At 62.3% G+C, this 13,154-nt stretch carries 11 protein-coding genes; 3 read left to right on the forward strand and 8 right to left on the reverse strand.

Annotated elements, in window-relative coordinates:
* Positions 1 to 2: 2 nt before the first annotated feature.
* The 4 genes from K8B33_RS05560 to K8B33_RS05575 form a co-directional block, all read right to left on the reverse strand.
* Positions 3 to 1,220: an HmuY family protein gene (locus K8B33_RS05560; RefSeq protein WP_223424233.1), complete on the reverse strand. Its 1,218-nt coding sequence runs from the start codon at positions 1,218 to 1,220 to the stop codon at positions 3 to 5.
* A 39-nt stretch (positions 1,221 to 1,259) separates the two neighbouring features.
* Positions 1,260 to 3,275 (reverse strand): TonB-dependent receptor plug domain-containing protein, encoded by a 2,016-nt coding sequence (locus tag K8B33_RS05565; RefSeq protein ID WP_223424235.1) that lies wholly within the window; start codon positions 3,273 to 3,275, stop codon positions 1,260 to 1,262.
* A gap of 94 nt (positions 3,276 to 3,369) precedes the next feature.
* Positions 3,370 to 4,863, reverse strand: a complete 1,494-nt coding sequence (locus K8B33_RS05570) for a PepSY domain-containing protein (RefSeq protein ID WP_223424238.1) — start codon at positions 4,861 to 4,863, stop codon at positions 3,370 to 3,372.
* 18 nt (positions 4,864 to 4,881) lie between these two features.
* On the reverse strand, positions 4,882 to 7,032 hold the full coding sequence (locus K8B33_RS05575) for a TonB-dependent receptor family protein (RefSeq protein ID WP_223424240.1): 2,151 nt from the start codon (positions 7,030 to 7,032) through the stop codon (positions 4,882 to 4,884).
* 226 nt (positions 7,033 to 7,258) lie between these two features.
* Here K8B33_RS05575 and K8B33_RS05580 point away from each other — a divergent pair, with 226 nt between their 5' ends.
* Positions 7,259 to 7,957, forward strand: coding sequence for a response regulator transcription factor (locus K8B33_RS05580; RefSeq protein WP_223424243.1), 699 nt, complete (start codon positions 7,259 to 7,261; stop codon positions 7,955 to 7,957).
* A gap of 88 nt (positions 7,958 to 8,045) precedes the next feature.
* On the opposite strand, the gene K8B33_RS05585 is transcribed toward K8B33_RS05580, so the two are convergent.
* The 4 genes from K8B33_RS05585 to K8B33_RS05600 form a co-directional block, all read right to left on the reverse strand.
* Positions 8,046 to 9,344: a sensor histidine kinase gene (locus tag K8B33_RS05585; RefSeq protein WP_223424245.1), complete on the reverse strand. Its 1,299-nt coding sequence runs from the start codon at positions 9,342 to 9,344 to the stop codon at positions 8,046 to 8,048.
* 71 nt (positions 9,345 to 9,415) lie between these two features.
* Complete coding sequence (locus tag K8B33_RS05590) at positions 9,416 to 10,447, reverse strand: SAM-dependent methyltransferase (protein WP_223424247.1); 1,032 nt, start codon at positions 10,445 to 10,447, stop codon at positions 9,416 to 9,418.
* Positions 10,428 to 11,264 (reverse strand): DUF1295 domain-containing protein, encoded by an 837-nt coding sequence (locus K8B33_RS05595; protein ID WP_223424249.1) that lies wholly within the window; start codon positions 11,262 to 11,264, stop codon positions 10,428 to 10,430. The genes K8B33_RS05590 and K8B33_RS05595 overlap by 20 nt, the downstream gene beginning before the upstream one ends.
* A complete protein-coding gene (locus K8B33_RS05600; RefSeq protein ID WP_223424252.1) occupies positions 11,242 to 11,826 on the reverse strand; it encodes a DUF2878 domain-containing protein in 585 nt (194 codons plus the stop codon). The genes K8B33_RS05595 and K8B33_RS05600 overlap by 23 nt, the downstream gene beginning before the upstream one ends.
* Before the next feature lie 155 nt (positions 11,827 to 11,981).
* Here K8B33_RS05600 and K8B33_RS05605 point away from each other — a divergent pair, with 155 nt between their 5' ends.
* Positions 11,982 to 12,560, forward strand: coding sequence for a nuclear transport factor 2 family protein (locus K8B33_RS05605; protein ID WP_223424254.1), 579 nt, complete (start codon positions 11,982 to 11,984; stop codon positions 12,558 to 12,560).
* Positions 12,557 to 13,141 carry a chalcone isomerase family protein gene (locus tag K8B33_RS05610; protein ID WP_223424256.1) on the forward strand — a complete coding sequence of 195 codons (585 nt, stop codon included), beginning with the start codon at positions 12,557 to 12,559 and terminating at the stop codon, positions 13,139 to 13,141. The genes K8B33_RS05605 and K8B33_RS05610 overlap by 4 nt, the downstream gene beginning before the upstream one ends.
* Positions 13,142 to 13,154 lie beyond the last annotated feature (13 nt).

A 13,154-nucleotide genomic window follows, 5' to 3' on the forward strand; every position in this document is an offset into this window, starting at 1 on the left:
GGCTACTCCTGGGTATGGTCCTGGGTATGGTCCTGGGTTTCGTCAAGATCAAGCTGCCGCCAGCGCAGGCGCGGGTGGCCACTGGCACCGCCTTCGCTGTAGTAGCCGGTGACCTGCAACTGGAATTGCGGTGCGTCGTCGTCATTGCGATCGGTATCAATGCGGTAGACGCGGTAGTTCGGCCACAGGCGGTGGTTGCCCTGCAGGTTGTAGGCGTACCAGCTTTGCTGCGCGAAGATGCCGCTGCTGCTGTCGGCGGCATAAAGCTGTGCCGGAATCGGCTCGCCGCTGTCGGGGTCGATGGTCGCGCTCTGCCAGGTGGCCAGGTCCGCCCAGTCATGCGGGCCGAATACGCCACCGGCGCCGTCGCCGCTGTCGCCGCTATTGCTGCGCAGGAAGAAGTTCATGCCAGAAAAACCGGCCTTGATATCCCAGGCGTTGCCGGTGCAATCCACAATCTCGTCAGCGTTGAAATCGAAGCAGACTTCGCCGCCCGCCGGCGGCAAGGTGCCGGTAAAGGTGGCCTCGGTGGTGAACTGGTCCGAATCCGGCACCTGCACATCAAATTCGAAGGTAAAGGTTTCCACGCCATTGCCATCGCGGGTGCAGAAAACGATATCGGTGGCGCGGACGCGGGCATAGCTGTTGCCTTCACCGGATTTCAGCAACCAGCCCTTGTCCGGGTTGGCCACAATCAGGCCGGCACCCGCATCACACTGCGGTGCGCTGTGCTGATACAGATACCAGTCGTTCATGCCGCCGAAAGCACTGGAGAGGCGGTCCACGATCCAGGCATTAGTGGCCGGGGCCGGATAATCTTCCAGCAAGGGAGTCAGCTCGGAATCCGGCGTGGCATTCAGAAATACGCTGCTGTTCGGCTCGCCGTCGCCGTCATAGAAATCATCCTGCGCCGCCACCAGCGCACCGGCCGTATTGCCCGGGCCGGAATCGCCGCCATTCAGACGCAGTTCGGTGCGACGCAGCGCGATGTGCCAGTCGCCGTCTTCGGCCACGGTGTCGCCGCTTTCCAGATTCACATGCACCCAGTCGGTATAACTGCTGGCGTCGTAGCTGCGCGCCTGGACATCCGGCTGCTCATCGCCGCCGCCGTTACCCGGCGGTGTGCTGCTGCCTGATGAGCCGCCGCAGGCAGCCAGTGCCATCACGGCGGCGCCCATCAGCGACACACGCCAGTGCGAAAATGTTCTTCTGTCTTGCATGGTGATCTCCCTCCGGTTGTGTTGCAGGCCGCACCTTCTTCAGCGCTGGCCAAATTGATAACGCGCGCCGAGATAAATAAAACGCCCGACGATCGGTGAAAAATCCGCCGGGTCGGTAAAGTCGCGTTGTGTGTCAAACAGGTTGTCGACGCCCGCCAGCACACTCAGTGCTGGCGTCGCCTGATGCGTCAGACTGATATCCAGTGCGCGCCAGGCTGGCGAGCGCGCCCCGGCGCTGGTGGCCAGTTCGTCACTCTGGTAGCGGCCGCGCAGGGTCAGTTCGGTGGTTTCCGTGACGCCCAGATTGATGCCCGCGCGGCTGATATCCCGGGGGCGGCGCGTCAGACGCTGACCGCTGTCGCGGTCTTCGGTCTGCATATGGGTGTGGTTGAGATGCAGGCTCAGGCGCGGCGCGATGGCCCAGTCCAGTCCGACTTCGGCGCCGCGTGTCATAGCACGGGCGACGTTGTCGTACTGGTACTCCTGCACAGTGCCGCCCGGCACCGGGTCGGTATCCGCATCGATCTGAATCAGGTTGCGCAGGGCGTTATGAAACACGCCCAGTTCCAGCACCCATTGCTCGCGCCAGGAAAAAGTGGTGCCCAATTGCCAGCTCTGCGAGCGCTCCGGTTGCAGATCGGGATTGCCGATCACCACATAGCCGAGCTGGCTGTGATCGAACAGATAGAAGCGCTCTTTCAGGTTGGGCACGCGGTAGCCCTGCCCCCAGCCCAGCCGCGCGGTGGTGCGCCAGTCACTGCCGCGCCACAGGTGCCAGCGGGCGCCGGCGTTACCGGCGACATGGCTGCCGAAGTCGCTGTCGTACTGGTGGCGCACACCCAGCACCAGCTCCAGAGCGTCGCCAATAAAAAACGTGTCCTGGCGAAAGATTTCGTCGCTGCGGCGGCTGACGCGATCCGTGCCGTCCAGCTCGGACACACCGTCCTTGGTCTGGCGCAGGCTTTCGTGGTGCAGGTCGCCGCCCATCTGGAAGCTGTAGCCCAGAGCGCCATCCATGCCGTCGTAATAGCGGCTGTCCACTTGCAGCGAAAGCTGGGACAGGTCCATCTCTGCATAGCGGTCGTCAAAGGGACCGGTGGGGGAATATTTCAGGGTGTCGTCGCTGAACTGCTCGTGCACGCCATTGAGCTGCACCGCGAAGCCGCCCGGCCAGGCCCAGCGCCCGCCCGCCACATAACGGTCGCGAATGACCGCTTCGGTCTTGCTGGTGTTGAGCAAGACGCCGCCGGGCAACTGTTCCGACGCGCGGCTGATGCCGTCTTCAGTAAACCGTCCGCCTTGCAGATAGAAGCGCCCGTCGGGCGAGGGATGCCATTCCAGCCGCGCGTCGTACTGTTGCCGGTCCACTTCATCCGAGGGGCGTGCCCAACCGCCAGGCACCGGGGTGATACCGTCGCTCTCCAGACGGTCAGCCGCCAGCCGCAAGCGCAAGGTCTCGGTGCCGGTGTCCACCCGGGCGCGGGCATGGCGGCGTGCTGCATCAATGCGGTTACCGGACGGGTTCTGGCTGCCGTAGCTGCCCACATCCCCCTGAATCTCGCCACTGAAGCCCGGTGTCACATCGCGGGTAATGACATTGATGACACCGCCCATGGCGGCGCTGCCGTATTGCGCCGAGGTGGCGCCCTTGACGATCTCGATGCGCTCGACTTCGGTCAGCGCGAGTTGGCTGACATCCACGGTGGAGCCGGTGCTGGCCGAAATACGCAGGCCGTCCACCAGTACCAGCACCTGCTCGCCGCTCAGGCCTTGCAGGGAGACTTCATACCCGGCCTTGCCGTGAATCTCGCGCAGCTGCAGCCCGGCGACATTTTCCAGCGCTTCTTTCAACGAACGGGCGTGGGTGCGCTCCAGTTCCTGGCGAGTGACCACTTCCGTGCGCACGGGCGCGTCGATCACACTGCGCTCGGTGCGGGTGCCGGTGATGACCACCTGATCCAGCCACGCCGTTTCGGTGGCATAGGTCGCCACGGGCACAACCAGCGCGGCAAGCATGGCGCCCGACAGCCAATACGGGTGTTGAAAGAACTTCATGACAGCACAGCTTCTTATCGCTATTGATAACTATTCTCAATAGTGAAGCCGCAGAAATTACATGTCAATAGGAATCATTTGCATTAGATCAGTATCAGCGCTTCTTGCGCGGACGCAGGACGAGGCTGGTGCCCAGCACCACGAGGGCGAGGATAAGCAGCACCACAACGCTGATGACCAGATCCCGGGCAGGGGCGCTGAGGCCCAGTTTGCCGAGGAAGTGGAATTTGTGCAGGTGCATGAAATGCTGGCTGCGCAAGCGGCCTTCAGGGGTGGTGAGGTGGGCCACATGACCGGTGTGGGTTTCCAGGAAGAGCACGCTGACGGGACCGTCGCGCAGGGCGATGCGTTGCACCGGCAGGCGTTTGTAGACCGAGACATAGTCCATGGCGAAATCCGGCAGGGCGCGAGTAAAAGCGACCGGCGGCATGGCCTGGCCTGATTCGCCAAACCAGCGCGCGGCCAGCTCCAGGGCATAGGCCTGGTCGCCCTCCTCCACCACCGCGCCGGTGATGGCGTGGCGGTAGTGAATCACATCACCTTCCGGTGTGGCCTCGCGCAGTTGCCACATGGGCTCGCCGTCCAGGCGTGCCTGGGACAGACCTACAGTGCGCGGGGTGACCGCTTCCAGGGGGTTGAAGGCCAGTTCGTCGACGGCCATGCGGGTATCGGCGCGCCAGGCCAGATGGTCCTCGCTCTGGTACTGGCCGAGCACCACATGCAGACCGCTGCTGGCAAAGCCGAGCATGGCCAGCGCCATGACCAGCCCGAGACGACGATGCCAGCGGTGAGCCCCGCCCCGTCCTTCGCGCCCGCGGCGTTTGCGCCATTGCAGGGCATACAACAAGAGCCCGCCGACCCCCACGACAAAGGTGAGGCCGATCAGTACCGTGATCACCACCAGGCGCAGCGGATGATGGCGCTCGCCAAGAAAATGCCAGTTATGGAACTGGGCGAAGGTCCACAGGCCGATGCGGCGCCAGGTGTTGTCCGCCGTGGCCAGACGCTGGCCGAGCACATCGATGTACAACTGGATGCCGTCGGCGCGATCAAAGCTGACCCGATGCACCGGCAGCATGCGATTGACGAAACGGTACTGCAGATCGAAATCATCCAGGCGTGTCACATCGGTGATCTGTGCCTGCCCATCGCCCAGAAGAATCCGCGACAAGGCCATCGCGTGCAGGCGCGCGCCGCCCACGATAGGCATGCCGTTGACGGCATCGTAGTAGCTGATGGCCACGTTGGCCGGAGGCCGCGCCTCGCGCCAGCGATCATTGGCCTGCGCTTCACCGTAGACCGCCACTTGCCATTGCGGGCGCCCGGCCACGTAAACCAGATTGATCTGATCCACTGCGGTATAGCCATGCCGTTCCAGCAGACGCTGTGGCGGTATCACCGACTGCGCATCCGGCAGCGCTGGCAGAGCAACCTGCTGCCAGCGCACGTCCGGCGTCCAGACATGTGCCATCAGCGGGTGGGTCAGGCCGCTGATCACCCACAACGCCACGGGCAGCGCAACAATCAGGGCGAGCCGGCGGTGCCAGCGGTACAGCAAGGGCAGCATGGTCTGGATGTCCTGTTTCATTAATTACAGTTGGTTCACTCAATAACGGTATTCGACGCCCGCGTACCAGGCGCGGGGCGCGCCAGGCGTGATGGCCGCCGCGCTGCTCATCGGATTCGCCGCCACCGTGGGCGAGCCTGTGGCGACATAGACTTCATCGGTCAGGTTATGGCCGTCGACAAACAGGCGCAGCCCGTTGGCGAATGCCTTGCTGACCGTCAGCCCCCACAACGTGTGCGACGGTGCCCGCCACAAACGCCCGCCATCGTTGCTGTAGGTCAGATCATAATCGCTGACGTAGCGCATGTTCGGCGCAATCACCACACCGTCCACCGTGCTGTAGCGCAGGCTGGCAAACACCGTATGCTGCGGAATGGTGGGCAGGCGGCTGTTGCCGAAATCCGGGTCGTCATCAAAGCGGAAGTCGGACCAGTTGTATACGGCTGTCAGCATCACACTATCGCCGCCGCGCAACAGGCTATCCGCAAGATGCACGCCACCGCCGAATTCCACGCCGTAGCGGCGCGTCTCGCCGCGCGCATTAAACGTGCCCGAGGCGCCATCCAGATCCAGGTTCAGAATTTCGTTATCAATGCGCGTCTGATAAAGCACCAGGTCCCAGTAACCCCACTCCAGCACGCCGCGCGTACCGATCTCGGCAGTGACGGCATCCTGCTGATCCAGAGCGGCGGGTTCCGGGTTGTTGCCCAGCTCGGAGGAAGACGGGCCTTCGATACTGCGCGCCAGTTGCACAAAGGCCATCTGCCCCGGCACCCATTCAAACGTGGCGCCCAGCTTGGGCGAGACACCGCGATAGGTCACGGTATAGCTGTTGTCGTCGGGGTCCGCTGACGGCTGAGGGAATGGCGCGCAGTCCGGGCACGGCGGTGGCACGTCGCGCTGAAAATCATCGAACACCCGCCGCGAGTGCAGCGCCTGGGCACCCAGGTTGACGCGCCAGCGCGGGCTGACCTGCCAGCCGCGCTCGGCATAGGCCTCGAATTGCAGCGTGCGCAAGCGCGCATCAAAGGTCTGATTGCCCTTGCGCTGGCCGTCGGTGGTTTGCTGGAAGCGCGCCAGATCGTCACTGCCCTGCCCTGCCCGCACGCCGGCAACCAGCGAATGGCCAGCGCTGTCGGTGGCGTTGTAATCCACACTCAAGCCATGGCTCTCGACGCGATTGTCGATAATGCCCACAAACGGCGTTGGCAAATGATCCAGCCGTCCCCGGTTCAGAAAAAAGCTGGTGGTCAGGCTGCGCTGCGCATCAATCTGCCACAGCGTGCGATTGGCAAAGCGGGCATCTTGCCAGTTGCGGTCGGCATCATACTGGCGGTTGAAGGCTGCCGCATCGCGGCGGGTATCACGGTTCAGTTGATCCAGCGGGATCGCGCCCGGCAGTTGCAACTGCGCATCAGTGAGAAACAGGTACGTGCGATTCTCGATATCGTCGCGCAACCGAAAGCCGACATTACTGTTGAAGCGCAGCGCGTTCTGCCGCGACTGGTCACGGAAGCCGTCGAGATAGCTGTGATTGAGGCTGACGAAGTGATCGACGTCCCCGGCGGCACCACCGTGGGCAATCTGGTTACGCCGGTAGCCAAAGCTGCCTGCTTCGCTGCGCAGCAGCCATCCGGGCGTGTTGCGACCGGTGCGGCTGGCATAGTTGATCACCCCACCCGTGGTCGCCGCCCCCAACGCCAGGCCGGCCGGCCCGCGATAAATCTCGGCATGATCATAGGCCAGCAGGTCGAGCAGCTGATTAGTGGTGCCGCCGTCCAGGCTGCCCAGCGGCACACCATCCTGATAAGAGCGCACCCCCCGCCCGAAGCTGTTGCTGGAAATTCCCGAACCCCGAATCGCCAGCCTTACATCGTCACCGCCATTCTGATTGGTGACCCAGACACCCGGCACGCGCTTGAACAGATCCTCCTGGCTGGCCGCATGGCCCTCCCGCCACTGCTCCCCGTCCAGCAGCGCCTGAGCGCGGGAAGCACGGAAAAAGGGCTCGAGTTTGTCAGCTGCGGTGGCTGAAAGGCTCGTGTCTGCCGCCTCAGTCCGCACCTCGACCCGCTCCAGTCGGGCACCCTGCGCCGCCTCACGCGCCTCTCCGGGGGCATGATCGGCATGGGATGCCGATGCCCCCATCAGGGCCGCAGCCCCCAGCAGACCAGCCCATACAGGAGCCAATACGCTTGCCCGGAGGGCATCTGGATGCGCAAATCGCTTGATACAGGTCATGTGGGGGCTCCGGAAAACGGCGTACAGTATTCCGGGAAGGTGTCGGTCGAACAATGTGGCGTATTGTCGCAGCCAGCCGACGTACGGTCGCGGCCTTGATGTTGCCTTGACGCGGTCATCAGGACGATAGTGATATCTATAACGGATCACATCAGAGATAAAGGAACAGGCTGCCATGACCCGACCACTGGAAAAACTCGCAATACTGCTGGTGGAAGACCACCGCCAACTGGCCCAGACCGTGGTTGAATACCTGGAAGAGCTGGGCGCTTCCGCTGATTATGCCGGCGACGGCGGCCTGGCGCGGGAGCTGCTGCGCGAACACCACTACGATCTGATTCTGCTGGACATCATGTTGCCCGGCGAAGATGGCTACTCGTTGTGCCAGTATCTGCGCAACGATCTGACGCTGGATACGCCGGTGATCTTTCTGACCGCACGCGATCAGCTGGACGACAAACTCGAAGGTTTCTCCCGCGGCGGCGACGACTATCTCATCAAGCCCTTCGCCTTGCCCGAGCTGTCTGCCCGCATTCAGGCACTGGTACGGCGCGAGCGCCGCGAAGTGGCCCCGCACATTCTGGCGGTGGCTGATCTGGAACTGGACCCGGCGCGCCAGGAAGTCCGCCGCGACGGTCAGGTGTTGAAACTGTCACCGACCGCGTTCCGCATTCTGCGCATTCTGATGCGGGAAACGCCGAAGGTGGTAAGCCGCGAGCAGCTGGAGCAGGAACTGTGGGGCGATCTGGTGCCGGACTCCGATGCACTGCGCAGCCATCTGTACAACCTGCGCAAGGCGGTGGACAAACCGTTCGATGTGCACCTGCTGGAAACCATGCCCGGCGTCGGCTTCTGCATCCGTCAGCCTGCCTGACACCCGCAGCACCTACCGCGCAAAACAGAAAAGGCGAGCCACGTGCTCGCCTTTTTTGTTGATCTCGGATTAATGCTAACCAGACAGGCTAAAACTTCGACCAGGTCTGCCAGGCAGGGAATGAAATACGCACCTGCGTGCCGTGCCCCACTTCGCTGGCAACTTCCAACTTCCATTTGAAACGCTCACACAGCCGCTGCACGATAGCCAGCCCCAGACCGTGCCCGCCTTCCTTGGACCCCACCCCACGCTCAAACGGCTGTAATAACCGCTCCAGATCGTCAGGATTAATGCCCGGTCCCGTGTCACGCACGATGACATCGTTCTTGCCCACGATGACCTCCACCGACCCGGAGTTGGTGTAGTTGATCGCATTGCGGACCAGGTTGGTAATGACGATGGACAACACCTGCTCCGGCGCCGTCAGCTTGAGCATGCTGCGCTGCTCAGAACGCAACGCCACGTTCTTGCTGGCAGACAGCGGCTGCAAACGTTCGACCATATTCAACACCAGATCATTGACGATCAGGCGCTCTTCCGGCAATTGGCGATGTTCGCTGCGCGCCAACAGCAACAGCGTGGCAATCAACGCTTCCATATCGCCCACCGTGTCTTCAATGCGCTGCACCGATGGCACATCGGGGAAACGGGCGCCGAGCAGCTCAAGATTGGCGCGGATCACCGCCAGCGGCGTGCGCAGTTCGTGGCTGGCGTCGCGGGTAAACTGACGTTCGCGCTCGACGAAATCCAGTAGCCGATCGGCATAGGCTTCCAGCGCCGCAACCAGCACGGCCACCTCGGAATCAGCTTCGGTTTCGATCAGATCAAATTCGGGACGCGCGGCACGGGGATCTGTAATCGGCGCACCCCGCAGCATTTCCGCCAGTTGCACCAGCGGCGACATCAACTGCCGTGATTTTCGCCAGGTGATAAACGACATCAAATAGATGACCAGCAGCACGCCGGTCAGGGGCAGCACGCCGAATACCAGCGCCAGGGCAGCAACGCGGCGTTCATCGAATATCAGATAAAGGCGGGCGCCGGCATAATCCTCGACAAAAACTATCGGTCGGTCGCCGGCCAGATCGACACGATGATACCCCGGCGCCAGGGACTGGAAGCTCTCCGGTATGCGATCGCCGGTGCCATCCGGCTGCGTCAGCAGCCCCAGCATGTGCCGGGTATCCGGGCGCGAAAATTCTGGATCGGTATCGTAGAGGGCCCAGAAGTGCTCCGCTTCACGCTTGAGCGCCTGCTTGACCAGCACGTGCTCAATAATCTTGGCCGTAGCCATGACACCGAATACCGTGGCGAGACTGATCAGCACGACCTGCAACAGGTAAACGCGGGTAAGACGGTGCTGCACGCCAGAGCGGCGATCGGCCATGACCTTTCCTCAGATCAGAACATCCAGTGCGAAGGAGAGTGGCGACGCCCGACGTCGCAACACGCGACCTGTCACGCGTCGGGCCGGCTGAAGCGGTAATGACCAACAAACCACTCTTCACCGCCACGATAAGCGAAAAGCTCGGAGCAGGCCATGAAAAACATGCGCCAGCGCTGCAGCCACAGCTTCGCTTCTGCCTTGCCGTAGGTCTCGGCGAGAATTGGCATGATGGTCTTCTCATCACGATCTGTGTTGTCCAGCCAGGCTTCCAGTGTTCTGGAGTAGTGGGTGCCGTTGACGCGCCATTTTTCGTCCAGCGTCAGCTTGTCCTGGCAGCGCTCCAGCAGATCGAAGGATGGCATCACGCCGCCAGTGAAAAACATGCGCCCCATCCAGTTCTTCTCGCCTTCCGTGTCGAACGGATAGAAAACATCGTTGTGGCAGAAAATATGCACGAACAACTTGCCGCCGGGCACCAGCCAGTCGTGTACGCGGTGCATCAGCTCGCGGTGATTGCGCATGTGTTCGAACATTTCCACGGAGACGACGCGATCGAACTGGCCCTCCGGCGCAAAGGTCGCGGCGTCAGCGGTAATTACCGTCAGGTTGGTGAGTCCCTTGTCCCGCGCGCGGCCGTCGATAAAGGCTTTCTGGGAGGCGGAGTTGGACACCGAGGTAATCTGGCTGTCGGGATAATGCTCTGCCATCCACAACGACAGCGAGCCCCAACCGCACCCCAACTCCAGCACGCGCTGGCCGGGGGCCAGTGCCGCTCGCTCGCAGGTCAGTGTCAGCATGGCGCGCTCTGCCTGGGCAAGATCGGTGGTGGCGCTGTCCCAGATGCAGCTGGAATATTTCAGGTGAGGCCCGAGTGCTTTGAGATAGAACGCAGCAGGCACCTCGTAATGTTGATCGTTGGCAGCCTGTTGCTGTTCTGCCACCGGGCCGGCGGACAGTCGTTCCATCAATGCCAGCTTGCGGCGCTCTACCAGTTCCGGATTTTCGGCCTTTTCATCCCGCAGTCGCTGGCCGAGCAGTTTACGGATACCGAGGCGGATCATGCTGTCCGGCAGCAGGCGGCGTTCAGCGAGTTGAATGACCATGACGTGGTCTCCAGGGAATGAAGGCACTGGTTGTGCGTTGATATTCGCGGTAATCATCACCGCGGCTTTTCAGGGCCTGCTTCTCGGTATAGGGAATCCCGGTCACAAACCAGAGGAACAGAAACATGAACAGGGGCGCCAGCCATAGCCACCCGGCATAGGCCGCACCGACGGCGAGCAGCGGATAGCTGAACCAGTGCAACCATTCGAAGAAATAGTTGGGGTGGCGCGAGTAGCGCCAGAGCCCTTCGCGACAGGTCGTGCCGCGGTTGGCCGGATCACGCCGGAAGCGATCAAGCTGCTTGTCGGCGGCCCTTTCTCCCGCCAGTGCGACAACGCCAACCAGTACACCCGCTACCAGCCAGACAACCGAAACCTCACCGGCGTGGTGCGCGATAACCCATGCCGGCAGCGCAAACAGCCACGCCAGCACACCCTGGCCCAGGAAGAAGAACAGGTGGAATGTATTGATGCGCTCGCCCAGGGATTCGCGCATCGCCGCGTAGCGGCCTTCCTCGTGCCCGCCCTCGGCAATCACGCGCCGCAGGATGTGGGTGCCCAGACGCAACGACCAGAATCCGATAAGGCACGCCGTTACCAGCCTCAGCAACACGGGTCCGCTACCCAGCAGCAGATACAACAGGGACGCCGCACCGACACCGTAGGCCCAGATGACATCAGCATGCGCCGCATTGAGGGTGCGGCATTGCACCCACCAGCCGAGCAGGCACACCAGCGCCAGCCCTGCAGCGCTGATGATGAGCAGGTGCCAGGCCATGCCGTCGGTTGCAATCTCAGGCAATTGAGCGAGATCCATGACGCCTCCCTTCTACCCTCTGCGCGGGCGCTCCACGCTGCGCCCACCAGGCCAACATTGGCACGATCAGGCTCCAGAGAACACCATAACAAATGGCCAGCAACAGCAAGCCCTCGGGTGCCTCGGCGGCGCCCAGACGCACCCCGCCAACCACGGACCCCGCACTGCCAAAGCCACCAAAAGCCGCCGCAACAAACGGCCGCCCTTTCAACCAGCCCAGGCTGTAATTGAAGCTGACTGCAAAGCCCGCCCACAGCGCCAATATCCAGATCGGTGCGAAATGGGCGCTCCAGGCAGTCCGATAGCTGATGACGCCTGCATTCAGCCAGACCAGTTCAGCAATGGCACCGACGACGAGCCCGGCCATCAGCATCCGTACTTCCTGACGGACATTGCGCTCGTGCGCCAGCGCCCACCCCACCAGCATCGCCAGCACCAGCAGTACCGGCCAGATCACACCACGTGCTGCGCCCAGAATGGCGGCAAACCACAGCACCTGGAAGAAGACAAAATTCCCCACTATCGCAGCAGGTGGCATCTTCAGATTTCGGAGGACGTTCATAAGTGTCATCGCGTGAGGAGTGGGCTCGCAGCGCGACGCATACGAGCAGGATTCAAGCATAATCGTGCTGTCATGAATGGGCTGTGAAGCCGCCGCGACGCGGTCGCCGCAGGCCCTTCACAGGCGGTTCACCGCTGGAGGACAACCATTGCCACATGAACTCATCCCCCGGTGTCATTCGCTTTCTCTTGTTGCTCCTGGCCATATCGCTGGGCACCAGTGCCTGCGCGGGTCGCGAGCGCGGACCGAACTTTACAGACCAGTATATGGCGGCGCTTGAGCGCTTCCCCGCCAGCACAGATACCGACATCGCGGCTGGCGTGGAACGCTTCGTGGCTGTTTTTACACACCTGACCCATGATGATGTCGGCGATCGGGCCCGTGCCGCCTATGCCGATCAGTTGTTCTTTAACGACACACTGCACACCGCTACATCCGGCACCCGGCTGGCCGAGTATCTGGTCAGCACCGGCGATGCGGTGGACGAGGTGGACGTTGAGGTGCTGAGCTGGGTCCAGGACAACGGCGATGTCTATGTACGCTGGACCATGCGCACGCGGTTCACGGTCACCGGGCGCAACGTGGACAGCCGCACCATCGGCATGACGCATCTGCGCTTTAATGACGCCGGGCAAATCACGCTGCACCAGGATTTCTGGGACAGCAGCCAGGGCTTGTATGAGCATATTCCGGTGCTGGGCGGCATGGTGCGCTGGGTGCGAGGACGTTTATGACTTATTCCGTTATCCGCTCACAAACAGGCTCCGCCCTGGGCACTATCATACTGTCGGCCGTTGCAGTACTTGCCCTGAGCCATGCCGCTGTGGCCGACGACCTGCCAGACCCGGCATCCTTTTTCGGGGCCGACGCGCCCGACATGCAGGCCTGCACGCGCGGTGACGTTCGCGCCCTGCGCTTTATCCGCGTCGGCGAAGCACGCTTGTCGCTGGACGATTGCGCACGCAACGCTCTGCCGTTGAAAGCCCCGCTGCGCTTGCAGTTCTCCTATCGCCGCGACGTCCCGGGAGATGCTTTCGCGGAGGCCGCAGAGACCATGATCAAGCGGAACGCCGAGCCCGAGGTATTCGCCGCACTACAGCCCCGCATCAAGGCCTTCAATGCCCATTACCGGGATATCGGGGACGGTGACACCTATCAACTGGACTATGCGCCGGACGGCCGACTGTTGCTGAGCCTGAACGGAGAGCCGCTGGCCACGGAGAGCGGCGACGAGTTCGCCCTTCACTATCTGAACATCTGGTTCGGCAACGATCCGTACAATGACCGGCTCAAACGGGATCTGCTCGGCCAGTGAGCCTACCCCCTAC

This window comes from Alcanivorax limicola (genome assembly GCF_019931215.1).
Classification (GTDB): domain Bacteria; phylum Pseudomonadota; class Gammaproteobacteria; order Pseudomonadales; family Alcanivoracaceae; genus Isoalcanivorax; species Isoalcanivorax limicola.

What these genes read in the sequence shown, in the direction of transcription:
- K8B33_RS05590 (WP_223424247.1), bottom strand. Translation starts at nt 10,447, where the DNA reads ATGGTCATTCAACTCGCTGAACGCCGCCTGCTGCCGGACAGCATGATC.
- K8B33_RS05595 (WP_223424249.1), bottom strand. Translation starts at nt 11,264, where the DNA reads ATGGATCTCGCTCAATTGCCTGAGATTGCAACCGACGGCATGGCCTGG.
- K8B33_RS05605 (WP_223424254.1), top strand. Translation starts at nt 11,982, where the DNA reads ATGAACTCATCCCCCGGTGTCATTCGCTTTCTCTTGTTGCTCCTGGCC.
- K8B33_RS05610 (WP_223424256.1), top strand. Translation starts at nt 12,557, where the DNA reads ATGACTTATTCCGTTATCCGCTCACAAACAGGCTCCGCCCTGGGCACT.
- K8B33_RS05570 (WP_223424238.1), bottom strand. Translation starts at nt 4,863, where the DNA reads ATGAAACAGGACATCCAGACCATGCTGCCCTTGCTGTACCGCTGGCAC.
- K8B33_RS05565 (WP_223424235.1), bottom strand. Translation starts at nt 3,275, where the DNA reads ATGAAGTTCTTTCAACACCCGTATTGGCTGTCGGGCGCCATGCTTGCC.
- K8B33_RS05600 (WP_223424252.1), bottom strand. Translation starts at nt 11,826, where the DNA reads ATGAACGTCCTCCGAAATCTGAAGATGCCACCTGCTGCGATAGTGGGG.
- K8B33_RS05585 (WP_223424245.1), bottom strand. Translation starts at nt 9,344, where the DNA reads ATGGCCGATCGCCGCTCTGGCGTGCAGCACCGTCTTACCCGCGTTTAC.
- K8B33_RS05560 (WP_223424233.1), bottom strand. Translation starts at nt 1,220, where the DNA reads ATGCAAGACAGAAGAACATTTTCGCACTGGCGTGTGTCGCTGATGGGC.
- K8B33_RS05580 (WP_223424243.1), top strand. Translation starts at nt 7,259, where the DNA reads ATGACCCGACCACTGGAAAAACTCGCAATACTGCTGGTGGAAGACCAC.